This window comes from uncultured Serinicoccus sp. (assembly GCF_947500995.1).
Lineage (GTDB): Bacteria > Actinomycetota > Actinomycetes > Actinomycetales > Dermatophilaceae > Ornithinicoccus.
The window spans coordinates 151,120-172,062 of the sequence record NZ_CANMUA010000007.1 but is presented as its reverse complement, the minus strand read 5'-3'; the positions used below and the strand labels follow the sequence as shown (position 1 = coordinate 172,062).

Here is a 20,943-nt window from a genome sequence, read left to right as displayed (position 1 = left end):
GACGGGCTCATCCCGCGTCGACGTCGGCGGTCGTGGCCAGCGCCTGCTCCCAGGCCAGGTCGAAGCCGGGGAAGGTCTTGCCGGCGGCCGCCGGGTCCTCCAGCACCACGCCGGGGACCACGGCCCCGACCACCGCGCCGAACATCACCATCCGGTGGTCGTGGTAGGTGCGCACCCGGGCGCCGACCAGGTCGCCGGGCTCGATGGCGAGGCCGTCGGGGAGCTCCTGCGCGCGGGCACCCAGGCGTGCCAGCTCGGCAGCCAGGGCGGCGAGGCGGTCGGTCTCGTGCCCCCGTAGGTGAGCCACCCCGCGCAGGCGGCTGGGGGAGCCGGCCAGGGCGCAGAGCGCGGCGACCACCGGGGTGAGCTCGCCGACCTCGCCCAGGTCGAGGTCGACGCCGGACAGCCGCCCGCCCGGCGCGCCGGTCGCGAGGAGCCCTTCCGGGGTGGCCTCCGTGCGCGCACCCACGGACGCCAGGACCTCGCGCATCCGGTCGCCCGGCTGGGTGGTGCGCTGCGGCCAGCCCGGCACCAGGACCCGCCCGCCGGTGGCTGCCGCGAGGGCGAGGAAGGGGGCCGCGGAGGACAGGTCGGGTTCCACGGCCACGTCGAAGGCCCGCATCCGGCCGGGAGGGACCAGCCAGCTCGTCGGGTCCGGCCGGTCGACGTGGACACCGACGGCGTCCAGGACGTCCAGCGTCATCTCGATGTGCGGGAGGCTCGGCAGCACCGTCCCGGTGTGCTCCAGGCGCAGACCGGCCGGGTATGTCGCTCCCGCGAGCAGCAAGGCGGAGACGAACTGCGAGCTGGCGGAGGCGTCGATGCGCACGTGCGGGGTCCGGCCCCCGTCGTCGCGCAGCGGGCCGAGGACCTCGAAGGGCATGGTCCCCGTCCCGCCCTCGCGGACCTCCACCCCGATGTCGGTGAGCGCCCGGAGCACCGGGCCCACGGGCCTCGTGCGGGCGCTCGGGTGCCCGTCGAACCGGACCGGGCCGTCGGCCAGGGCCGCGAGCGGTGGCACGAACCGCATCACCGTGCCGGCCTGGCCGCAGTCGACGTCCACGCCGCCGCGAGGTCCCCCCTCCGGCGGCCGGACCACCCAGGCCTGCGGGTCGTCGTCGTCCACCTCGGCGCCGAGGGCGCGCAGTGCCCCCACCATGCGCAGGGTGTCGTCGGAGCGCAGCGGGTGGCGCAGGGTGCACGGACCGTCGGCCAGCAGCGCGAGGACCAGCCAGCGGTTCGTGAGCGACTTGCTGCCCGGCACCCGCACCCGGGCGTCGATCGGGCCGTCGGCGCAGGGCGCGGCCCAGGTCGTCGCATCGGTCATCGCAGCGGGCTCCTCGTCGTGGTCTCGGTCCCGGCCCAACCTAGCGCCTCCGCCGTCGAGCCGGACCTGCGGTGCTACCGTTCCCGCGTCGGTCGGTGGGCGCCGTCCCGCTCCTCCTCGTCCAGGTCGAGCAGGCCGGCTCCGTCCCGACCGGCGGACCTGTCCGACGCACACCCTGGCCCTACGAGGCCGAAGGACTGCCCGAGATGACTCGCTCCCCGGTGTCGAACCGTCGGTCCGTCCTCGGTGCGGCGGGCGTGCTGGCGGCCATGCTGCTGTTCGCGGCCACGGTGGGGGCCGCGATCCACACCACCGGGACGACCTTCGTCTGGTCGGTGAACATGATCAGCGACCTGGGCGACGGGGCGTGCCGCCCCCGGGACGGGCGGTGGATCTGCTCGCCGGGTTCGGCGGCGTTCAACGTCGGGCTGCTGCTGACCGGGGTGCTGCTGAGCGTCGCCGCGCTCTGCCTGACGGCCCGGTGGGGCCGCTGGCTCGCCGGCAGCGTGGGGGTCATGGGACTCGGTCTCGTCGTCGCCGCCGTCTTCCCCGCCGGGGACACCGGGGCCGTGCACCTCGCGGGCGTCATCCTGGCCCTGGTGGTCCCCGCCGGCGGGCTGCTGCTCTCGGCCGTGCGTCCCGAGACGCCCTGGCTGGCGCGGGGCCGCGTGACCCGGGGCACCCTGGCCACCGTGGCGCTGCTCTTCTGCGCGGAGAACCGCATCCCCCCGCCCCTGGTGCAGGAGGGCACGGGGCAGATCATCATCGTCTCCTGCCTGGTCCTCGCCCTGCTCGTGGAGTCGGTGCGGGTCCTGGCCTCGAGATCCCGGTGAGCCCGACGGTCAACCGGTCAGCCGGCGGAAGCGCGGCCACAGGGTCTGCCAGTCCGTGACCGGCCTCTCGCAGTGCAGCACCGGCACGTGCACGAGCTGGGGGTGGACGACCGGGCCCGTCTCCAGCGCCCCCGCCGACCGGCAGGTGTCGAAGGCGTCGCGCTGCCGCACCGCGTCCTGGCCGACGAGCAGCACCAGGTCGCTCGCGGGCGGACCGAGGTCCCACAGCGCGTTCTGGCCGGAGTGCACGGCCGCGCGGTCCTCCGCCGTCCCGTAGCGGTGCACTGCGCCCGCCAGGGCGTAGGTGTCGACCACGACGTCCTCGCCGGCCCCGCGCAGGGAGGTGATCTGCTCGGCATACCCCGGCCACCCCACCTGGTCCCGGATGGTGGGGTTGACCCGCGACAGCGCGGAGAGCCAGGGCTCGGTCGGCGGGAGGAGCGGCAGGCAGACCAGGCAGGCGACGAGCCCGTTGGCGGCGACCACCAGGGAGCTCCTGCGCGGGCTCCACCGCCGCGCCACCCCCGACGTCACCCATCCCACGGCCAGGGCCGGCAGCAGGACCCCCACCGGGTAGTAGGGCTGGGAGGGGTTGGCGAGGGTCCAGAGGAGCACGACGAGAAAGGTCGGCAGCAGGAAGCGGCCCGGACGGTCCTCCCGCCACGGCGCGAGCAGGGCGCCTCCCCAGACGAGGAGCAGCGGGGGTCCGACGAACAACGCCAGTGCGGGCAGCAGGGCGAGGCGGACCAGATCCCCCTGCTGGTCGACGAGCCCGCTGGAGACCTGGGTCATCGGTACGCCGTGGAGGAGCTGCAGCAGGACCTGGGGGGCTCCGAGCGCCACGAAGGCGAGGGAGCCCAGGAGCGCGTCCCGGGTGAGCAGGATGCTGCGGCGGGTCAGCAGCAGACCGACGAGGAGGGCTGCCGCGAGGACGACGACGAGCAGCTTGTTCCAGCACGCCAGCCCGGCGACGGTCCCGGCCCAGAGCAGCCCGTGCGGGTGGCCCAGGGTGGCGCGCAGGACGCACAGGACGACGACCTGCCAGGCCAGCAGGTCGACGGTCGAAGTGGTGAACAGGTGGCCCATGATGAGCGGGTAGACGGTGAAGGCGTGCGCCCAGCCCGCCAGGCGCTGGACCTGTGGGGAGGCCCCCAGCGTGCGGGGGTAGAGGGTCGCGACGAAGGCCCCGGCCACGGCGGCCGCGACCGCGGGCAGACGCTGCACCCACAGGTCGTCGCTGACCCTGCCCAGGGCCCACGTGACCCAGACGGTCAGCGGGGGCTGGTCCTCGTACCACCACCGGGGTGGCAGCATCCCGAAGTACAGCTCGTCCCAGTGCGGTCCGTAGCGGGGGGCGACCGCGAGCAGCACCACGGCCACCGCCAGCATGGGTGGCGCCGCCACCCGGAGCGGGCTGGGGCCGACGCGGGCCGCGGCCCTCGACCTCACCGGCGCTCCGCGTGGGCCAGCCACTCCTCGACCTGCCGCACGGCCACCCCGCACCCGTCCTGGCCCTCGACCCGACGGGCGAGGTCGGCGGCACGGTGGTGCAGGACCGGCGACATGGCCTCACCCAGCGCCCGCGTCAGCCTCCCGGTGGACGCCGTCGTCCGGGGGACCGGTCGGGGGGCCACCCCCAGGAGGTGCAGCCGCCGACCCCAGTAGAACTGGTCGGCGAGGTGCGGCACGACGACCGACGGGGTGCCCGCCCGGACGGCCGCGCCCGTCGTGCCCGCTCCGCCGTGGTGCACGACGGCCCGCACCCGTCCGAACAGGTCGTCGTGCGGCTCGTCGGTGACGGCCAGCAGGTGCGGGTGGTCGCTGGTGTCCGCTCCCGCCACCTGGACGAGCGCGTGGACCCCGAGCCGGGCGCAGACCTCCTCCAGACGGTCCAGCAGGGCGTCCGGGTCGCGCTGGTGCATCGACCCGAAGCCGACGTAGATCCACTCGTGGCCGTCGTCCACGGCCCTCGCCACCGGTGCCGAGACCGGCCGTGAGCGCTCCGGCGCCGTCCACCAGCCGGTCACCACGCCGTGCGCCGGGCTGTCGGGGACGAGCTCGCGACCGAAGGCGAAGAGGGAGCCGTGCGTGGAGGTGGTCAGGCTGACCGGGTGACGGGCCACCAGGTGGAGCCGACCACGACGCCACCCCCCGTCCACGCCGCCGAGGTAGCGCTCGATGCGGCGGAGCCCGTGCCGGGCCAGGCGCCGCAGCGGCCCGGGCAGCAGCCACGAGTAGGGGAGCAGGGGCATGGGGCCCCGGAGGTCGGCGTACTCCGGCCACATGTGGGCCCGCACCACCGGCACGGACCGGTCCAGGGCCTCGTGGACCGCGGCGATGGCGAAGGTCGACGCCACGAGCACGTCCGCGCCGTCCAGGGCCTCCAGCGCCGGCTGGTGCGCGGAGTCGATGAAGTCCGCGAAGAGCTGCCGGGTGCGGCTCAGCTGTCGTGGGCTCCCGCGGCGCACGGCCCGGGCCGCGGGTCCGGCCAGCAGCTCCTCGGGGTCGCTGGACACCTCCACCACCCGCAGGCCGGGGTGGGCCCCGTCGACGAGGGTCCCGTGCGTGACGAGGGTGACCTCGTGGCCCGCCGTCGCGAAGCGCCGGGCCAGGTGGGTGAAGGGCAGGACGTCACCTCTGCTGCCGATGGCGGCCACCACCACCCTCATCGTGGGGTCACCCGCCGATCACCTCTCCGCTGGCGGGGTCGACCACCCCGACCAGCTCGGTGCGGGGGAGGGGCTCCACGAGGCCCGCGCCGTTGCTGCCGGCGTTGCCGACGGCACGGCTCACGGGCCAGGCCGTGAAGCGCCCCGGGACGTGGGCGGCCGCGACCATGGACCGGACGTCGTCGGCGTCGGTGAGGTCGGGGTCCAGCCAGTCGGCCCACTGCTCCGGCTCGAGGGCGAGGGGCTGGCGCTCGTGGATCCGGTCCAGACCCGGCTCCGCGGCGGTGGTGAGGACGGCGTAGGTCACGAGCCAGGCGTCCTCACCGTCGGGGCCGGCCTGCGGGTTGCGCCAGAACTCGTAGAGGCCGGCCAGCGCCAGCGGCCGGTCGTCGGCGCGGGTGACGTAGAAGGGCTGTTTGCGGGGCCGGCCCCTGGTGTCGGTCGCGACCGGGCTGGCCTGCCACTCGTACCACCCGCTGATCGGCACCAGGGCGCGCCGGGCCAGCGCGGCGCGGGCGTAGGCCGGCTTCTCGAGCAGGGTCTCCTGACGCGCGTTGATCATGCGCGCCCCGACCGAGGGGTCCTTGGCCCAGGACGGCACGAGCCCCCACGTGAGCATCCGCAGCTGGCGGACCGGTGCGGGGGCGGCGTCCGCGGAGGACGTGCGGTCCGTCGCGGCCCGGGGCGCCCGCGTCAGCACCACGGGGGCCTGCTTGCTGGGGGCCACGTTGTAGTCCGGCTCACCCGGGGCCGGCGTCTGGGGGTTCTTCAGCAGGCTGAGCGACCGCTCCCCGGTGGCGTCGAGCTCGACGTCGTAGGCCTCGACGAGCTCGTCCGGGTGGGCGCTCGCGGCATACCGTCCGCACATCAGCAGCTCCGTGCTCTCACTGGCGGTAGGCGGACAGGAAGTTGCCCATCCGCTCCAGGGCCGCCCTCAGGTCCGACCCCCAGGGGAGGGTCACGACGCGCAGGTGGTCGGGGGTGGGCCAGTTGAAACCCGTGCCGTGCACCACGAGGATCTTCTCGCGTTCCAGGAGGTCGAGGCACAGCTGCACGTCGTCGTGGATCTCGTGCACCTCCGGGTCGAGGCGCGGGAAGACGTAGAGGGCGCCTCTGGGCTCGACGCAGCTCACCCCCTCCATGGCGTTCAGCATGCCGGTCGCGATGTCGCGCTGCTCGGCGAGGCGCCCCCCCGGCGCGATCAGCTCCTCGATGCTCTGGTGACCGGACACGGCCACCTGGATCGCGTGCTGGGCGGGCACGTTGGGGCACAACCGGGTGGAGGCGAGCAGCTCGATGCCCTCGAGGAAGCCCCGCGCGTGCGCGGTGGGCCCGGTGATGGCGACCCACCCGGCCCGGTAGCCGGCGACCCGGTAGGTCTTGGACAGCCCGTTGAAGGTGAGGCACAGCAGGTCGGGCGCGAGCGAGGCGATCGACACGTGCCGGGCGTCGTCGTAGACGATGCGGTCGTAGATCTCGTCGGCGAGCAGCAGGAGGGAGTGCTCCCGCGCCAGCTCGGCGACCTGCTCGAGCACCTCACGCGAGTAGACCGCCCCCGTGGGGTTGTTCGGGTTGATGACCACCAGGGCCTTGGTGCGCGGCGTGATCTTGGCCCGGATGTCCTCCACCTGAGGGTTCCAGCCGTCCGCCTCGTCGCACAGGTAGTGGCGCGGGGTGCCGCCTGCCAGGCTGGTCGCGGCGGTCCACAGGGGGTAGTCCGGCGCCGGGACCAGCACCTCGTCCCCGGGGTCGAGGAGGGCGTTGAGCGTCATCATGATGAGCTCGGAGACGCCGTTGCCGAGGTAGACGTGGTCGACGTCGAGCGGGGGGAAGTCGGGCTCGTCCTGGTAGCGGGAGACGACGGCTCGACGGGCGGGCAGGATGCCCTTGGACTCCGAGTACCCCTGCGCCCCGGGCAGGGCCGCGATCATGTCCTGCAGGATGATGTCGGGCGCCTCGAAGCCGAACGGAGCCGGGTTGCCGATGTTGAGCTTGAGGATGCGGTGCCCCTCGGCCTCCAGGGCCGCGGCCCGCGCCGCCACCGGTCCGCGGATCTCGTAGAGGACGTTCTGCAGCTTCGCCGGCTGGGTCAGCGGGCGGAGTCGGTCGGGGCGGGTGCTCGGGTTCACCCGCACATCGTCCCATCCTCCCCGCGCCGGTCCGGCGGCCGGGAATGCGCGCGCCCGATCCCCACGTTGACCCCCCAGTTGCCACGACACTGCGGAGGAGACGAGAGTGCTGAGGACCACCACCGCTCCCGGTGAGGCGGCCGGTGACTTCGCCCTGGCGAGCCCGCACGGGCTAGGCTGGACGGCGATGAGTACCGAACAGCCGGCCGTCGAGGAGATCGACGCCCAGGCCGCGGCAGACGCGACCGTCGACGTCGCGACCGAGAGCCCACAGGAACGTTCCGCGCGCTTCGAGCGTGAGGCCATGCCGTTGCTCGACCAGATGTACAGCGCGGCCCTGCGGACCACCCGGAACCCGACCGACGCCGAGGACCTGGTGCAGGAGACCTACGCCAAGGCCTTCGCGGCCTTCCACCAGTACCGGCCCGGGACGAACCTGCGCGCCTGGATGTACCGCATCCTCACCAACTCCTACATCAACACCTACCGCAAGAAGCAGCGCCAGCCGCTGCAGTCGGACGCGGCCGAGGTCGAGGACTACCAGCTGGCACGGGCTGCCTCGCACACGTCCTCGGGTCTGCGCTCGGCGGAGGCGGAGGCGCTGGACCACCTGCCCGACAGCGACGTCACGAGGGCGCTGGCCAGCATCGGCGAGGACTTCCGGATGGCGGTCTACCTGGCCGACGTCGAGGGCTTCTCCTACAAGGAGATCGCCGACATCATGGACACCCCCATCGGGACCGTGATGTCCCGGTTGCACCGGGGCCGCAAGCAGCTGCGCGAGCTGTTGACCGACTACGCCGCCGAGCGCGGCATCACGCGTGCAGAGGAGGGGTCGTGATGGCAGAGCGCCCCCAGGGTGAGGAGGACGCCGTCGACTGCGCCGGCGTGCTGCTGAGGCTCGTCGAGTTCGTGGACAACGAGACCGGACCGGTGGACCGCGCACGGATCCAGGCCCACCTGGACGACTGCGGGTCCTGTCTGGCGGAGTACGACCGTGACCTGCTGCTCAAGGCACTGGTCCGGCGGGCGTGCGCGCGCCAGAGCGCACCCCCGGAGCTGCGCAGCCAGATCCTCACCCGGATCACCAGCACCCAGGTCACCGTCGTCCGTCGCACCGACACGTAACCCGGGCTCCCGGACCTGGACGCGACGAGGGCCGCCCCGGTTGGGGCGGCCCTCGTGCGGTTGCCGGCGCTCAGGCGTTCGGCTTGCGGCCGTGGTTGGCCGCCTTCTTCTTGCGGTCGCGACGCTTGCGGGCTCGCTTGCTCATGTGGGTCCTCCCAACGATCGGTGACGGCACCCAGTGTCCCACAGCCGCCTCGTGACCAGCCTCGTGTGACTCTCGTCACGGGTATGGTAAAGGTTTGTTCAATTTTGTCCGTCGCGGTCGTTCTCGGCAGGACTGGTCTGTGACGCGTGTGGCATATTGGAGACAGGCCGGAGGTCTCACCGGCCATCGCTCCTACCCGTCGGGAGCGTCTCTACGGAAGGACACCATCATGTTGCAGCTCATCACCGACTTCGTCACCTCGGGCGCCTTCAGCGCCCTGTTCAGCTTCATCGACGTCGTGCAGTGGAACGGCTGAGCCGACCCACTCACTCGACGAGGGGCGCGGATCGTTACGATCCGCGCCCCTCGTTCATGCCCGTGGCGCTGCTGGCGGGCTCTCTCATCGTCCTCGCAGCAGCGCTGGCCGGCCTCGGGGGGCTGCTCCGGGCGCCCGACCTGGGTGCCGGCATGGGGGTGACGCTCCTGCTCATGGCGCTGGTCACCCTGGGGGTCCAGATCCACGAACGGGGGATGAGCCACTGGAGCGTGTCCGTCTCGACGGTCGTCCTGGCCGCGGCGATCCCCATCGCCGGCCCCGTGGGGACGACCGTGGCTGCGGGTCTGCCGTACCTCACCGACTTCCGCAGCCGGAACTGGCGCACACGCTTCTTCAACTGCGGGATGACGGCGACCATGGGCGCGGCCGGATCCCTCGTCTACCTGGCGACCGGGGGGGTGCTGGTCGACGACATCCCGGCCGGACCGGGGGCGCTGCTGCTGCGGGTGGGGGCGCCGCTGCTCCTCGCCTACGTGGCGATGATCGGGGTCAACGTCCTGTGCATCGGCCTGGTCTCGGCGGTGAGCAGGGGGACCCGGGTGCTGCCCGTGGCGGAGTCCGTCCTGCGCAGCCTGGGCTGGGGGTACCTCTCGCACGCCGCCACCGGCTTCCTCTTCGTCGTGCTCTGGGGGCCGGTCGGACTGGGTCCGGGGTCGGCGCTCTTCGTGCTGGGCCCGCTGCTCATCGCGCACTGGGCCATCGGCCGGGACGCGCTGGCCCGTCGCGAGCACCAGGAGACCGTCACCACCTTCGTCGCCGCGCTGGAGGAGGCGGACCCGTCGTCCGTCGGCCACAGCGCCCGGGTGGCGGACCTGGCGGAGGCTCTCGCCGAGCAGCTCGGCGTCGGGGCCCCCGAGGCCGAGGACCTGCGCTACGCCGCGCTGCTGCACGACATCGGCATCATGGTGGTCCGTGCCGACCTGCCGACCGACCCGCAGGACGAGATCGCCTACCTCAGCGCCCTCAGCGCCCACCCCCTGGCGGGGGTCAACGTCCTCGAGGGCCTCGACTTCCTGGAGGACTCGCTGCCCGGCATCGCCCACCACCACGAGCGCTGGGACGGCCGCGGCTACCCGGCCGGCCTGCGCGCCGAGGAGATCCCGCTGGCGGCGCGGATCATCGCCGTGGCCGACGCCTTCGACGCCCTGACGGGCGCGCCGGAGGACGGCGGGTGCGCCGCCCCCGAGGCGCTCCAGGAGCTGCGTCGGCGCGTCGGCAGCCACCTCGACCCGCAGGTCGTCGAGGCGCTGGACGGGGTGCTGGCCCGCCCGGGCAGCCCGTGGCTGGGGGGACGGCGGCCGACGGCCGGCAGCACCGACAAGCTCCTGCCCGACCACGACCATCCCAGCATCAGCGACGCCTTCGCGGACTGGCAGCCCGAGTCGTCCGACCTGCTCTTCCCGGGCTCGGGTGAGGCGCTGTGATCCTCACCTGGGGGACCGCCCTGGTGGGCGTGACGGTCATGGTCCTCAGCGAGATGTGGCGGCAGACGTCCTCCGGACCGGCGCGCGAGGCCCCTCTCTCGCAGGCGACGGCGATGGCCCTGGCCATGGCGACGGCCTGGCCGATCGCCTCCGGCGAGGCCGGGCACCTGCTCGGGATGCTGGGTCCCCTGCTGCTGGCGACGGGCGCCGTGCTCCTCGTCGCCGGGTGGCGTCGACGTCTGCGCTCCACGCAGCGCGAGCTCATGCGGCTCGGGACCTCCGTGATCGTGGCCGGGGTGCTCGTGCGTATCCCCGGGCCGGGCGGGGACACCCTCCTCGAGAGCGTCTGGCGCTCCCAGGACGCACCCCTGCTCATCGCCATCCTGCTGCTGCTGGTCGCCGTCCTCGCCGCCGCCGCCCCGTTGGTCTGGCGCGGGGTCCGCGCCTCGGTGCGCAGCCGGAGCATGGCGTGGGCCACCCTGAGCGGGGAGTTCGAGCGGCAGGGCCCCGTCTCGCTCGCCGGGGCTTCCACGGCGGTCGTCATGGCCCTGGCGCTGACCGAGCTCGGCCCGCTGAGCCTGGTGCTGTTCCTGGTCCCGCTCCTGGTGCTGCAGCCCGCGGTCAACCGCCAGCGGCACATCCGGCGGGCCCAGCGGCAGACCATCTTCGCGCTCGCACGCCTGCCGGAGGAGGCCGGGCTGGCGATGACGGGCCATGCCGCCCGGGTGGCCGAGCTGGCTGTCCCCATCGCCCGCGACATGGGGGTGGAGGCTGCCGACCTGCGCGACGTGGAGGCGGCCGCGCTGCTCCACGACATCGGTCAGGTGGGGCTCAGCCGGCCGGTCCCCGGCGGCGCCACGGTGGAGCTCTCGGCCCGCGACCAGCGGCAGATCGCCTCGACCGGCTCCTCGATCCTCGGACGTACCGCCGAGCTGTCCCGGTTGGCGTCCGTCGTCGCGGACGTCGGGCTCGCCCACCACCGCGCCGTCGAGCGCGGCGACGTGGCGCTCGCCTCCCGCATCGTCCGGGTGGCGTCGGCCTACGACGACCTCACCGGCCGGGGCACGCGGCTGGCCGGCAGCAGCGCCCCCGTCGAGGCCCTCGAGCGGCTCCTGCGCAGCACCCCGCACGAGTACGACCCGGAGGTCGTCCGCGTCCTCGTCCACCAGCTGGAGCGCCGTGGGTCGTTGTCCACCGGGCAGGCGGAGTCGTTGAGTCGCTGACGCACACCCACGACGAGGGCCGACCCGCCGTGGCGGCGGGTCGGCCCTCGTCGGTGCGGCAGGTCAGCCCTTCTTGGTCTCGGCGTAGATCTCCGCGATGCGCTCGATCTTGCCGAGCAGCTCATCCGCGGTGGCCACGTCGAAGCTGCCCTTGGTGCCCGAGGCGCCCGCGAGCTTGGTGGCCTCGTTGACGAGGACGTGCAGCTCGGGGAACTGCTCGAAGTGCGGCGGCTTGAAGTAGTCCGTCCACAGCACCCAGAGGTGGTGCTTGACGAGCTCGGAGCGCTGCTCCTTGATGATCATGGCGCGCATGCGGAAGTCCGCGTCGTCGTTGTCCGCGACCTTCTCGCAGATCTTCTTGACGGACTCGGCCTCGATCCGCGCCTGGGCGGGGTCGTAGACGCCGCACGGCAGGTCGCAGTGGGCGCTGACCTCGATGGTGGGGGCGAAGAACCTGGTGAACATCGGCCATCCTTTGCAGTAGGTCGGGAGGGGGACTCCAACACCCACCACGTTAGCCTGAGCGGGTGCTGCTCGCGATCGACACCGCCACCGGGTCCGTCGGCGCCGCCCTGCACGACGGCGAGGTGGTCCGCGCCGAGGTGGTCCGGCACGACGTCCGCCGCCACGGGGAGCTGCTCGTCCCCGCGGTGAGCGACGCCCTCGACGAGGCGGGTCTGCGGATGAGCGAGGTCACCGCGATCGTCTGCGGCGTGGGGCCCGGCCCGTTCACCGGTCTGCGGGTCGGCGTCGTCACCGCCCTCGTCCTGGCCCTGGGACGAGGACTCCCGGCACCTCAGGGAGTGTGCTCGCTGGACGCCCTCGCCCACGCGGCGCACCTGGAGGCTGCTGGCGCGCCTGGCCTCGCCGCTCCTGAGCTGCTCGTGGCGACCGACGCGCGTCGGCGCGAGGTCTACTGGGCCCGTTACGAGATGACCCCGGCCGGGGCCCGCCGGGTGGAAGGGCCGGGGGTCGGTCCGGCCTCGGGGCTGTCCGAGGAGGTCCGGCTGCTCCCTGCCGTGGGGCGCGGCGGGCTGCTCTACCCGCAGGCCCTGACCGGGCAGCTCGACGGCGCCCCCCTGGACGTCTCGCCGGGGGTCCTGGCCGACCTCGCCGTCCGCCTGCGCGACGGGACGCACCCGGACGCAGCGACCGGTCTGCTGCCGCCCGAGCCGCTCTACCTGCGCCGCCCGGACGCGGTGGAGACGAGGGCGCGATGAGCGGGGTCGCCCCGGCGCTGCTGCGGCCCGCCACGTGGCGCGACATCCCCGGGATGCTGGCGGTGGAGCGCGCGGCCTTCCCGGACGAGCCCTGGGACGAGGCGGGCCTGTGGGCCGAGCTGGCGTCCCGGCCCCGGCGCGCCTACGTCGTCGCCGCGCGCGAGGGCCAGCAGGGCCACGAGGGGATCGAGGGGTATGCCGGCCTGGACGTGGCCGGTGACGTCGCCGACGTCATGACCCTGGCGGTCCATCCCGGGTCACGCGGAGGTGGACTGGGATCGTCGCTGCTGGGGCGCCTGCACGACCTGGCCCGGGGTGCCGGGGCCACGAGCGTCCTGCTCGAGGTCAGGAGCGGCAACGAGGTCGCGCGCCGCCTCTACGCGGCCCACGGCTACGGGCTGGTGCGGACCCGGGAGCGGTACTACCGGTCCGGCGAGGACGCCCTCGTCCTGAGGAAGGAGCTGCACCCATGAGCGGACCCCTCGTCCTGGGCATCGAGACGAGCTGCGACGAGACGGGCGTGGGCCTCGTCCGCGGCCGCACGCTGCTGTTCGACGCCATCGCGAGCAGCGTGGAGGAGCACGCGCGGTTCGGCGGCGTGGTCCCCGAGGTGGCCAGCCGCGCCCACCTGGAGGCCATGGTCCCCACCGTCGAGCGCGCCTGCCGCGAGGCCGGGGTGCGGCTCACCGACGTCGACGCCGTGTCGGTCACGGCCGGGCCCGGTCTGGCCGGCGCCCTGCTGGTCGGGGTGGCCTCCGCCAAGGCGCTGGCGCTCGCTCTCGGCGTGCCGCTCTACGGGGTCAACCACCTGGCCGCGCACGTCGCGGTCGACGTGGTCGAGCACGGCCCGCTCCCCGAGCCGACCATGGGACTGCTCGTCAGCGGGGGTCACTCCAACCTCCTCCTCGTGCCGGACGTCACCGACGACATCCGCTCCCTCGGGGCCACCATCGACGACGCGGCGGGGGAGGCCTTCGACAAGGTGGCCCGCGTCCTGGGGCTGCCCTTCCCGGGGGGCCCGCACATCGACCGGGTGGCCCGGGAGGGCGACCAGGTCGCCATCGACTTCCCGCGCGGCCTCACCTCCGGCCGGGACCTGCAGCGGCACCGCTTCGACTACTCCTTCTCCGGTCTCAAGACCGCCGTCGCCCGGTGGGTGCAGGCCCGCGAGGCGACGGGTCAGCCGGTGCCGGTCGCGGACGTCGCGGCCAGCTTCCAGGAGGCCGTCGTGGACGTCCTCACCCGCAAGGCCGTGCTGGCGTGCGCCGAGCACGGGGTCGAGGACCTCCTCATCGGGGGTGGCGTGGCCGCCAACAGCCGCCTGCGCGCGCTGGCCCAGGAGCGGTGCGACGACGCCGGCATCCGGCTGCGGGTCCCGCGGCCCGGGTTGTGCACCGACAACGGGGCCATGGTCGCGGCCCTCGGCGCGCAGATGGTGATGAAGGGCCGCCCGGAGTCCCGGCTCGACCTGCCGGCCGACTCCTCCCAGCCGGTCGAGCAGGTCCGGGCCTGAGCCGACGGGGCCCTGGCGCGACGCGCCGGTGGCCGGGCGACTTGCCCGGCGCGGGGTCGAGGCGCACCATGGACCCTCGTGCACGTCTTCTGGGCCCACCCGGCCCGCTCGGTGACCCTCGGTTTCGTCCTGGTGGTGCTCGCGGGGACGACGCTGCTCATGCTCCCCGTGTCCCGCGGTCCGGGCGCGGGTGCCGACCTCATGGTCGCGGCCTTCACCACCGTGTCGGCCACCTGCGTCACCGGCCTCATCACCGTGGACACCGCGAGCTACTGGTCGCCGTTCGGCCAGGCGGTGCTGCTCGTGCTCATCCAGATCGGGGGCTTCGGGGTGATGACCCTCGCCACCCTCATCGCGCTCGTCGTCCGCGGCAAGCTGCGGCTGAGCACCTCGCTGGCCGCCCAGGCGGACACCCGCAGCCGCTCCCTGGGGGACGTCCGCGGCATCCTGCGCCGCATGCTGCAGCTGATGCTGCTCATCGAGGCGGTGACGTGGGCGGCGCTGGCGCTGCGCTTCCACCTCGGTTACGGCTACGCCTGGCCGACCGCCCTCTGGCACGGCCTGTTCCACGCCGTGTCCGCGTTCAACAACGCCGGTTTCGCGCTCTACCAGGACAGCCTGGTGGGCTTCGTGGGAGACCTCTGGATCATCGGACCGATCTGCGTGGCGCTGGTCCTGGGTGGCCTGGGCTTCCCCGTCCTGCGCGAGCTCCTGCGCGGTCGACGGCCGGGGACGTGGACCATCCACACCCGGCTCACCGTCTGGGGCTCGGCGGGGCTCATGGTCCTCGGGGTGGCGGCGTTCTGGGCGTTCGAGGCCCAGCCGGGCGGCACCCTGGCCCAGCTGGGCCCGCGCGGCCAGCTGGTCGGCGCGCTCGGGGGCGGGCTGTTCCCCCGCACGGCCGGCTTCAACTCGGTCGACTACGCCTCGATCGCCGACGAGACGGAGGCCATCACCATGGCCCTGATGTTCGTCGGCGGGGGCAGCGCGGGGACCGCCGGGGGCATCAAGGTCACCACCTTCCTGCTCCTCGCCGCGGTCATCTGGTCGGAGGTCCGGGGAGAGCCCGACGTGGTCATCGGTCGGCGCCGGGTGGGGATGCCGGTGGTCCGGCAGGCGCTCTCCGTCGTGCTGCTGGCCGTGGGGCTCGTCATCGGGAGCACCATCACCCTGATGATCCTCACGGACCTGCCGCCGCTGGACCTGGGCTTCGAGGTCATCTCGGCCTTCGCGACCGTCGGTCTGTCCACGGGGATCACGGCCAGCCTCCCTCCGGCCGCACAGCTCGTGCTCATGGCCCTGATGTTCCTCGGCCGCCTCGGCCCCATCACGGTGGCCGCCGCCCTGGCCCTCAACACCCGACACCGCCACTACCGACTCCCGGAGGAGAGACCCATTGTTGGCTAAGAGAAGGCGCCCCGCCGACAGCGGCGCCTACACCGTCCTCGTCGTGGGCCTGGGCCGGTTCGGCACCGCGGTCTGCGAGTCGCTGGTCCGTCAGGGCGTCGAGGTGCTGGCGATCGACACCGACGAGCGACGGGTGCAGAAGTACGCCGACGAGCTGACGCACACCGTCGTGGCCGACGCCACCGACGGGGAGGCCATGCGCCAGCTCGGCGTCGGCTCGGTGAGCCGTGCGGTCGTCGCGATCGGGTCCGACATCGAGGCCAGCGTCCTGTCGGTCATCACGCTGCACGAGGCGGGGGTGGAGCGCATCTACGCCAAGGCGATCACCCGCAAGCACGGCAAGATCCTGGCCAGCATCGGGGCGCACCACGTCATCTACCCGGAGTACGTCATGGGTCAGCGGGTCGCCCACATGGTGACCGACGGGGTGGCGGACTACCTGGAGTTCGACGACGAGTTCGCCATCGCCCGCTGCACCGCACCGGCCGAGACGTGGGGGCGGTCCCTGGCCGACTCCGGGGTCCGCACCCGGCACACGATCACCGTGGTCGGGCTCAAGCGTCCGGGGGAGGAGTTCACGTACGCCGTCCCCGAGACCGTGGTCGAGGAGGGGGACGAGCTGGTGGTCTCGGGGCGCATCGCCGACGTCGAGCGCTTCATCGCCCTCCCACGGACCCCGCAGCGTCGGTCAGTGCTCGACCGCTGACGGGGACGGGGGCCCGAGCCGCTCCACGACGAGGGCGCGGGCGGAGCCGGCGACGGTCGTCAGCACGAGGACGACCTCGTCCCCGCCCCGCGTCCTCCTCGGCAGACGCAGGTCCCTGCGGAAGCCCTCGGGGTCGAGCCGGACCCCGCTCTTCTTGAGGGTCACGGGCCCGGCCGGGTCGTGGTGCTCCCGCAGCCAGGCCCGCACCACCGTGGGCCGCAGGGGGAGGACCTCCCGGACGACGAACCAGCGCAGGGCCGGGTGGTCGACGGGCGCCGCGGCGGTGACGTAACCGGTCCCGGCGGCGGTCTCCCGCCCGTCGACCGCGGCGGCCAGGGAGGCGGTCAGGCCGGCCGCGCGCACCGCGTCGTCGACCTCGGCCAGGTGGCCCAGCAGCCCGGCGGGGTCCTCCAGGGGCGTCGGCGCGTCCGTGGCCTCGACGACCTCCTCCCAGACCGCCGCCACCTCGGACCCGCCGCAGCCGGTCGCGGTGCCTGGACGGATGGTGCGCCCGACCACCGCACGGCGCCGGGGCGGACCGGCCCCCCACCACAGGGCGCACTCGAGCAGGTCGCCGTCCAGGGACACCCACTCGGCGTCGGCGCCGGCCGGCACGTCGCGGGGGTCGAAGGAGGGGCCCAGCTTGGCGACGGTCGCGCGGGCCCGGCGCGCCACGTCCTGGACCTGCTCGAACGAGGGGGACAGGCCCTCCAGCCCGCGCACCCTCCGGGTGCGGCCCCGGGCGTCTGCCACCCCGGGCACGCGACGGGCGGGGTCGAGGAACGCCCCGTCGCCGGCCCCGACCGGGTGGGCGAGGGCGTCGCCGGTCAGCACCCGGGCGCCGGGCCACGGGGCGAGGTTGGCGCGGGCGGCGGCGGCCACCACCGGGTCCCGCTCGACGGCCGTCACCTCCAGCCCCTCCCGGGCGAAGGCGATGGCGTCGAGCCCGAGCCCGCACCCGAGGTCGAGCACGTGCCGGACCCCGGTCCGCGCCAGCCGCCCGGCCCGCCGGGTGGCCACCCCCGGGCGGGTGGCCTGCTCCAGCCCGTCCGGCGTGAGCAGCAGGTCGTCCACGCCCGGGCCGAGCCGGTCCCGGCCGCGCGTCCGCAGCCGGGACTGGGTCAGGGCGGCGGAGACCAGCTCCGGGTCGTGCCCGTCGGCGCGCAGCCGGGCCTGGAGCGCCAGCGCGTGCCGCTCGTCGTAGGGCGGCAGGGTGTCGAGCAGTCGGGCCCCGGGACCCTCGGCGAGCCGTCGCAGGAGGTCGGCGGCGGGATCGGCGGTCATCGCCCCATTCTGCGGCAGTAGATTGGGCGCATGCCCCGCGTCTTCAGCCGCAAGGTCCACCGCCTCGTGCGTCGCGGGCGTCGGCTGGCGGTCGGCGCCGCCGGCGTCGCCCTCGCCGGCCAGCTCACGCTCGCCGCCGGGGTGGTGGCCGTGGACGCGCTCCGCAAGCGACGCGACCACGTGGACCGGGACGCCCCGGTCCAGGACCCGGTCAGCACCACGGTCGAGGGGTCACGGGTGACGACGTACACCTACGGCCGGTACCTCTACGACGACATGATCGCCGCGATCGACGAGGCACAGGACTACGTCTACCTCGCGTCCTACATCTGGAAGGCCGACGATGTCGGGCGGGCGTTCAAGGAGGCGGTCGTGCGGGCCGCCGACCGGGGGGTGCTCGTGTGCCTCGTCGTCGACGGCTTCGCCAACCTCGTGGTGCCGCGGGAGTTCCTCCGCTTCCCGGACGGCGTGCACATGCTGCGCTTCCCGGTGCTGCGCACCGCCCTGCCCATCGTCGACGTCCGCGCCTCCGGGCGGGACCACCGCAAGATCCTCGTCGTGGACGGGCGCGTGGGCTTCGTCGGCGGCTACAACATCGGTTCCCTGTACGCCACCAGCTGGCGGGACACGCACGTCCGGGTGGAGGGGCCGAGCGTCTGGGAGCTGCAGAACGCCTTCGCCGACTTCTGGAACCGGCACAAGGGGTCACGCCGCCCGAGGCTGCTCGACAGCGGGACCGTGGACTGGAAGACCTCCATCCGGGCGGCGCGCAACGAGCCCAGCCGGGTGGTCTACCCGGTGCGCGCCCTCTACCTGGACGCCATGGACCGGGCGGTGCACAGCATCTGGATCACCCAGGGCTACTTCATCCCGGACCGGGAGATCCTGCACGGGCTGCTCACCGCCGCCACCCGCGGGGTGGACGTGCGGGTGGTCCTGCCGGAGGCCTCCAACCACGTCCTGGCCGACGTCGTGGCCCAGTCCTACTACGAGACCCTGCTCGAGGGCGGCGTGCGGATCTTCCTCTACCAGGACGTCATGGTCCACGCGAAGACCATGACCGTGGACGGCCGGTGGGCGACCATCGGCACCGCCAACATCGATCGGCTCTCCATGCAGGGCAACTACGAGATCAACCTCGAGATCGTCGACGAGGACCAGGCCGCCTACATGGAGGACATCTTCCGCGCCGATCTCGAGCGGTGCGAGGAGCTCACCCTCGAGGCGTGGGGTCAGCGGGGCGTGGGACCGCGGGTCGTCGAGCGGGTGCTGCAGCCGTTGCAGGTGCTGCTCTAGCGGCACCGCGCACCCGCTCACCCGCAGTCACGGCGGCCCCGGCGGACGGGCGTGTTGGCACTCGGCTTGACCGAGTGCTAACCCGGTGCCTAGATTCGTCCCTAGCACTCTCGGCACGTCAGTGCCAGCCGCGAGAGCCGACCGACCCCCGCGACGGCGGTGGGTGATCGCGGGGGAGTGACGGCCAGCACAAGACCACCTGGCGGGCTGCACAGGCCCGTCACCTGAACGAGAAGGAAGGTAACCGTGTCGGTTTCCATCAAGCCGCTCGAGGACCGCATCGTCGTCAAGGCCGTCGAGGCCGAGCAGACCACGGCCTCCGGCCTGGTCATCCCGGACACCGCCAAGGAGAAGCCCCAGGAGGGCGAGGTCCTGGCGGTCGGTCCGGGTCGCATCGACGACAACGGCAACCGGGTCCCCATGGACGTCACCGTGGGTGACCGCGTCATCTACAGCAAGTACGGCGGCACCGAGGTGAAGTACTCCGGCGAGGAGTACCTCATCCTCTCGGCGCGCGACGTGCTCGCGATCGTCGGCTGACGACCGCTCCACCTCTCTCGACGCGTCGCCCCGGCCGCCCCTCGGGCGACCGGGGCGACGCGCATCCGGACGCACACCGCATACCTGCAAGAAAGGAGCTCTTTGCCCATGGCGAAGCAGCTGCAGTTCAACGACGACGCCCGCAAGGCGCTGGAGCGGGGCGTCGACGCCCTGGCCAACGCGGTCAAGGTGACGCTGGGCCCCAAGGGCCGCAACGTCGTCCTCGACAAGAAGTGGGGCGCCCCCACCATCACCAACGACGGCGTGACCATCGCCCGCGAGGTGGAGCTGGAGGACCCCTACGAGAACCTCGGCGCCCAGCTCGCCAAGGAGGTCGCGACCAAGACCAACGACATCGCCGGTGACGGCACGACGACCGCCACGGTGCTCGCCCAGGCCATGGTCAAGGAAGGCCTGCGCAACGTCGCCGCGGGTGCCGCCCCCTCCGGTCTCAAGCGGGGCATCGACGCCGCGGTGACCGCCATCAACGACCGCCTCCTGGAGACGGCCCGCGAGCTCGAGGGCCGCGACGAGATCGCCCAGGTCGCCGGGCTGTCGGCGCAGGACCCGCAGATCGGCGAGCTCATCGCCGACGCCTTCGACAAGGTGGGCAAGGACGGGGTCATCACGGTCGAGGAGTCCTCCACCACCGCGATGGAGCTCGAGTTCACCGAGGGTATGCAGTTCGACAAGGGCTACCTCTCGCCGTACTTCGTGACCGACAGCGAGCGGATGGAGGCCGTCCTCGAGGACGCCTACGTCCTGCTGGTGCAGGGCAAGATCTCCAAGGTCGCCGACCTGCTGCCGCTGCTGGAGAAGGTCGTGGGCGAGGGCAAGCCGCTCATGATCATCGCCGAGGACGTCGAGGCCGAGGCGCTCTCGACCCTGGTCGTCAACAAGGTGCGCGGCACCTTCAACGCTGTCGCCGTCAAGGCCCCCGGCTTCGGTGACCGCCGCAAGGCGATGCTGCAGGACATGGCGATCCTCACCGGCGGCCAGGTCGTGGCCGAGGAGGTCGGCCTGTCGCTGGACTCGGTCGGCCTGGAGGTGCTGGGCACCGCGCGCCGCGTCGTCGCGACGAAGGACACCACGACCATCGTGGAGGGGAACGGCGACGCGCAGGCGGTCAGCGACCGCGTCGCGCAGCTGCAGGCCGAGGCCGCGGCGACCGACTCCGACTGGGACCGCGAGAAGCTCCAGGAGCGGATCGCCAAGCTCGCCGGTGGCGTCTGCGTCATCAAGGTCGGCGCCCACACCGAGGTCGAGCTCAAGGAGAAGAAGCACCGCATCGAGGACGCCGTCTCGGCGACCCGCGCGGCCATCGAGGAGGGCATCGTCGCCGGCGGTGGCTCGGCCCTCGTGCACGCCGCCGGTGCGGCGTTGGAGCTCGGGCTGGACGGGGACGAGGCGGTCGGTGCCGCCATCGTGCGCAAGTCCGCCGCGGAGCCGCTGCGCTGGATCGCCGAGAACGCCGGCCTGCAGGGCTACGTCGCCACGACGCGCGTGGCGGAGATGAGCCCCGGTCAGGGTCTCAACGCCGCCACGGGTGAGTACGGCGACCTCTTCTCCGCCGGCGTCATCGACCCGGTCAAGGTCACCCGCTCGGCCCTGCGCAACGCCGCGTCCATCGCCTCCATGGTCCTGACCACGGACACCCTGGTCGTGGACAAGCCGGAGGGCGACGACGACGAGGGCCACGGCCACTCGCACTGAGTCGCGCGCACGGCGGCCGCACCGGCCTCCGCGCGGCACGAGAGACGAC

General features: G+C 73.5%; 21 protein-coding genes. 14 read left to right on the top strand and 7 right to left on the bottom strand.

Annotation, left to right across the window (positions count from 1 at the left end; genetic code table 11):
• Positions 1–7 precede the first annotated feature (7 nt).
• Positions 8–1,327 (bottom strand): 3-phosphoshikimate 1-carboxyvinyltransferase, encoded by a 1,320-nt coding sequence (aroA, locus tag Q0967_RS12255; RefSeq protein ID WP_298750628.1) that lies wholly within the window; start codon positions 1,325–1,327, stop codon positions 8–10.
• A 206-nt stretch (positions 1,328–1,533) separates the two neighbouring features.
• Between aroA and Q0967_RS12250 the strand changes: the two genes are divergently transcribed.
• Positions 1,534–2,160, top strand: coding sequence for a DUF998 domain-containing protein (locus tag Q0967_RS12250; RefSeq protein WP_298750626.1), 627 nt, complete (start codon positions 1,534–1,536; stop codon positions 2,158–2,160).
• A gap of 9 nt (positions 2,161–2,169) precedes the next feature.
• Here the strand turns inward: Q0967_RS12250 and Q0967_RS12245 are convergent, their stop codons facing one another.
• Genes Q0967_RS12245 through Q0967_RS12230 form a run of 4 tightly spaced genes read right to left on the bottom strand, consistent with a single transcriptional unit; the run spans position 2,170 to position 6,958 of the window.
• On the bottom strand, positions 2,170–3,609 hold the full coding sequence (locus Q0967_RS12245) for a glycosyltransferase family 39 protein (RefSeq protein ID WP_298750624.1): 1,440 nt from the start codon (positions 3,607–3,609) through the stop codon (positions 2,170–2,172).
• Positions 3,606–4,820, bottom strand: a complete 1,215-nt coding sequence (locus tag Q0967_RS12240; protein WP_298750621.1) for a glycosyltransferase — start codon at positions 4,818–4,820, stop codon at positions 3,606–3,608. Before Q0967_RS12240 ends, Q0967_RS12245 begins: the two co-directional genes overlap by 4 nt.
• 16 nt (positions 4,821–4,836) lie before the next feature.
• The gene (locus tag Q0967_RS12235) at positions 4,837–5,697 is read right to left on the bottom strand and encodes an SOS response-associated peptidase (protein ID WP_298750619.1); all 861 of its coding nucleotides are present in this window, start codon (positions 5,695–5,697) and stop codon (positions 4,837–4,839) included.
• A gap of 16 nt (positions 5,698–5,713) precedes the next feature.
• On the bottom strand, positions 5,714–6,958 hold the full coding sequence (locus tag Q0967_RS12230; protein ID WP_298750617.1) for a pyridoxal phosphate-dependent aminotransferase: 1,245 nt from the start codon (positions 6,956–6,958) through the stop codon (positions 5,714–5,716).
• A gap of 187 nt (positions 6,959–7,145) precedes the next feature.
• On the opposite strand from Q0967_RS12230, the gene Q0967_RS12225 reads away from it, so the two are divergent.
• The 5 genes from Q0967_RS12225 to Q0967_RS12205 all read left to right on the top strand — a co-directional run bounded on the left by Q0967_RS12225 (position 7,146) and on the right by Q0967_RS12205 (position 11,215).
• The gene (locus Q0967_RS12225; RefSeq protein ID WP_298750868.1) at positions 7,146–7,799 is read left to right on the top strand and encodes a sigma-70 family RNA polymerase sigma factor; all 654 of its coding nucleotides are present in this window, start codon (positions 7,146–7,148) and stop codon (positions 7,797–7,799) included.
• Positions 7,799–8,086, top strand: coding sequence for a mycothiol system anti-sigma-R factor (gene rsrA, locus Q0967_RS12220; protein WP_298750614.1), 288 nt, complete (start codon positions 7,799–7,801; stop codon positions 8,084–8,086). The genes Q0967_RS12225 and rsrA overlap by 1 nt, the downstream gene beginning before the upstream one ends.
• Before the next feature lie 284 nt (positions 8,087–8,370).
• Complete coding sequence (locus tag Q0967_RS12215) at positions 8,371–8,547, top strand: hypothetical protein (RefSeq protein ID WP_299450295.1); 177 nt, start codon at positions 8,371–8,373, stop codon at positions 8,545–8,547.
• Positions 8,548–8,603: 56 nt separating this feature from the next.
• Positions 8,604–9,992: an HD-GYP domain-containing protein gene (locus tag Q0967_RS12210; RefSeq protein ID WP_298750610.1), complete on the top strand. Its 1,389-nt coding sequence runs from the start codon at positions 8,604–8,606 to the stop codon at positions 9,990–9,992.
• Positions 9,989–11,215, top strand: a complete 1,227-nt coding sequence (locus Q0967_RS12205; protein WP_298750608.1) for an HD-GYP domain-containing protein — start codon at positions 9,989–9,991, stop codon at positions 11,213–11,215. Before Q0967_RS12210 ends, Q0967_RS12205 begins: the two co-directional genes overlap by 4 nt.
• A gap of 63 nt (positions 11,216–11,278) precedes the next feature.
• Here the strand turns inward: Q0967_RS12205 and sodN are convergent, their stop codons facing one another.
• Positions 11,279–11,680, bottom strand: coding sequence for a superoxide dismutase, Ni (gene sodN, locus Q0967_RS12200; RefSeq protein ID WP_058889836.1), 402 nt, complete (start codon positions 11,678–11,680; stop codon positions 11,279–11,281).
• Positions 11,681–11,742: 62 nt separating this feature from the next.
• On the opposite strand from sodN, the gene tsaB reads away from it, so the two are divergent.
• The 5 genes from tsaB (at position 11,743) to Q0967_RS12175 (ending at position 16,061) form a co-directional block, all read left to right on the top strand.
• Positions 11,743–12,435, top strand: a complete 693-nt coding sequence (gene tsaB / locus Q0967_RS12195; protein ID WP_298750603.1) for a tRNA (adenosine(37)-N6)-threonylcarbamoyltransferase complex dimerization subunit type 1 TsaB — start codon at positions 11,743–11,745, stop codon at positions 12,433–12,435.
• On the top strand, positions 12,432–12,908 hold the full coding sequence (gene rimI, locus Q0967_RS12190; RefSeq protein ID WP_298750600.1) for a ribosomal protein S18-alanine N-acetyltransferase: 477 nt from the start codon (positions 12,432–12,434) through the stop codon (positions 12,906–12,908). The genes tsaB and rimI overlap by 4 nt, the downstream gene beginning before the upstream one ends.
• On the top strand, positions 12,905–13,948 hold the full coding sequence (tsaD, locus tag Q0967_RS12185; RefSeq protein ID WP_298750598.1) for a tRNA (adenosine(37)-N6)-threonylcarbamoyltransferase complex transferase subunit TsaD: 1,044 nt from the start codon (positions 12,905–12,907) through the stop codon (positions 13,946–13,948). Before rimI ends, tsaD begins: the two co-directional genes overlap by 4 nt.
• A gap of 78 nt (positions 13,949–14,026) precedes the next feature.
• Positions 14,027–15,355, top strand: coding sequence for a TrkH family potassium uptake protein (locus Q0967_RS12180; protein ID WP_298750596.1), 1,329 nt, complete (start codon positions 14,027–14,029; stop codon positions 15,353–15,355).
• Positions 15,348–16,061: a TrkA family potassium uptake protein gene (locus Q0967_RS12175; RefSeq protein WP_298750594.1), complete on the top strand. Its 714-nt coding sequence runs from the start codon at positions 15,348–15,350 to the stop codon at positions 16,059–16,061. Before Q0967_RS12180 ends, Q0967_RS12175 begins: the two co-directional genes overlap by 8 nt.
• Here the strand turns inward: Q0967_RS12175 and Q0967_RS12170 are convergent.
• The gene (locus tag Q0967_RS12170) at positions 16,044–17,345 is read right to left on the bottom strand and encodes a class I SAM-dependent methyltransferase (protein WP_298750592.1); all 1,302 of its coding nucleotides are present in this window, start codon (positions 17,343–17,345) and stop codon (positions 16,044–16,046) included. The two genes, Q0967_RS12175 and Q0967_RS12170, sit on opposite strands and share 18 nt — an antisense overlap.
• A gap of 30 nt (positions 17,346–17,375) precedes the next feature.
• Here Q0967_RS12170 and Q0967_RS12165 point away from each other — a divergent pair, with 30 nt between their 5' ends.
• The 3 genes from Q0967_RS12165 to groL all read left to right on the top strand — a co-directional run bounded on the left by Q0967_RS12165 (position 17,376) and on the right by groL (position 20,894).
• On the top strand, positions 17,376–18,641 hold the full coding sequence (locus tag Q0967_RS12165; RefSeq protein ID WP_298750591.1) for a phosphatidylserine/phosphatidylglycerophosphate/cardiolipin synthase family protein: 1,266 nt from the start codon (positions 17,376–17,378) through the stop codon (positions 18,639–18,641).
• Between the two features lie 246 nt (positions 18,642–18,887).
• Positions 18,888–19,181 (top strand): co-chaperone GroES, encoded by a 294-nt coding sequence (gene groES, locus Q0967_RS12160; protein WP_058889829.1) that lies wholly within the window; start codon positions 18,888–18,890, stop codon positions 19,179–19,181.
• A 108-nt stretch (positions 19,182–19,289) separates the two neighbouring features.
• On the top strand, positions 19,290–20,894 hold the full coding sequence (groL, locus tag Q0967_RS12155) for a chaperonin GroEL (RefSeq protein WP_298750583.1): 1,605 nt from the start codon (positions 19,290–19,292) through the stop codon (positions 20,892–20,894).
• Positions 20,895–20,943 lie beyond the last annotated feature (49 nt).

What these genes read in the sequence shown, in the direction of transcription:
- rsrA (WP_298750614.1), top strand. Translation starts at nt 7,799, where the DNA reads ATGGCAGAGCGCCCCCAGGGTGAGGAGGACGCCGTCGACTGCGCCGGC.
- sodN (WP_058889836.1), bottom strand. Translation starts at nt 11,680, where the DNA reads ATGTTCACCAGGTTCTTCGCCCCCACCATCGAGGTCAGCGCCCACTGC.
- Q0967_RS12165 (WP_298750591.1), top strand. Translation starts at nt 17,376, where the DNA reads ATGCCCCGCGTCTTCAGCCGCAAGGTCCACCGCCTCGTGCGTCGCGGG.
- Q0967_RS12210 (WP_298750610.1), top strand. Translation starts at nt 8,604, where the DNA reads ATGCCCGTGGCGCTGCTGGCGGGCTCTCTCATCGTCCTCGCAGCAGCG.
- aroA (WP_298750628.1), bottom strand. Translation starts at nt 1,327, where the DNA reads ATGACCGATGCGACGACCTGGGCCGCGCCCTGCGCCGACGGCCCGATC.
- Q0967_RS12250 (WP_298750626.1), top strand. Translation starts at nt 1,534, where the DNA reads ATGACTCGCTCCCCGGTGTCGAACCGTCGGTCCGTCCTCGGTGCGGCG.
- Q0967_RS12235 (WP_298750619.1), bottom strand. Translation starts at nt 5,697, where the DNA reads ATGTGCGGACGGTATGCCGCGAGCGCCCACCCGGACGAGCTCGTCGAG.
- tsaD (WP_298750598.1), top strand. Translation starts at nt 12,905, where the DNA reads ATGAGCGGACCCCTCGTCCTGGGCATCGAGACGAGCTGCGACGAGACG.
- rimI (WP_298750600.1), top strand. Translation starts at nt 12,432, where the DNA reads ATGAGCGGGGTCGCCCCGGCGCTGCTGCGGCCCGCCACGTGGCGCGAC.
- Q0967_RS12170 (WP_298750592.1), bottom strand. Translation starts at nt 17,345, where the DNA reads ATGACCGCCGATCCCGCCGCCGACCTCCTGCGACGGCTCGCCGAGGGT.
- groL (WP_298750583.1), top strand. Translation starts at nt 19,290, where the DNA reads ATGGCGAAGCAGCTGCAGTTCAACGACGACGCCCGCAAGGCGCTGGAG.
- Q0967_RS12225 (WP_298750868.1), top strand. Translation starts at nt 7,146, where the DNA reads ATGAGTACCGAACAGCCGGCCGTCGAGGAGATCGACGCCCAGGCCGCG.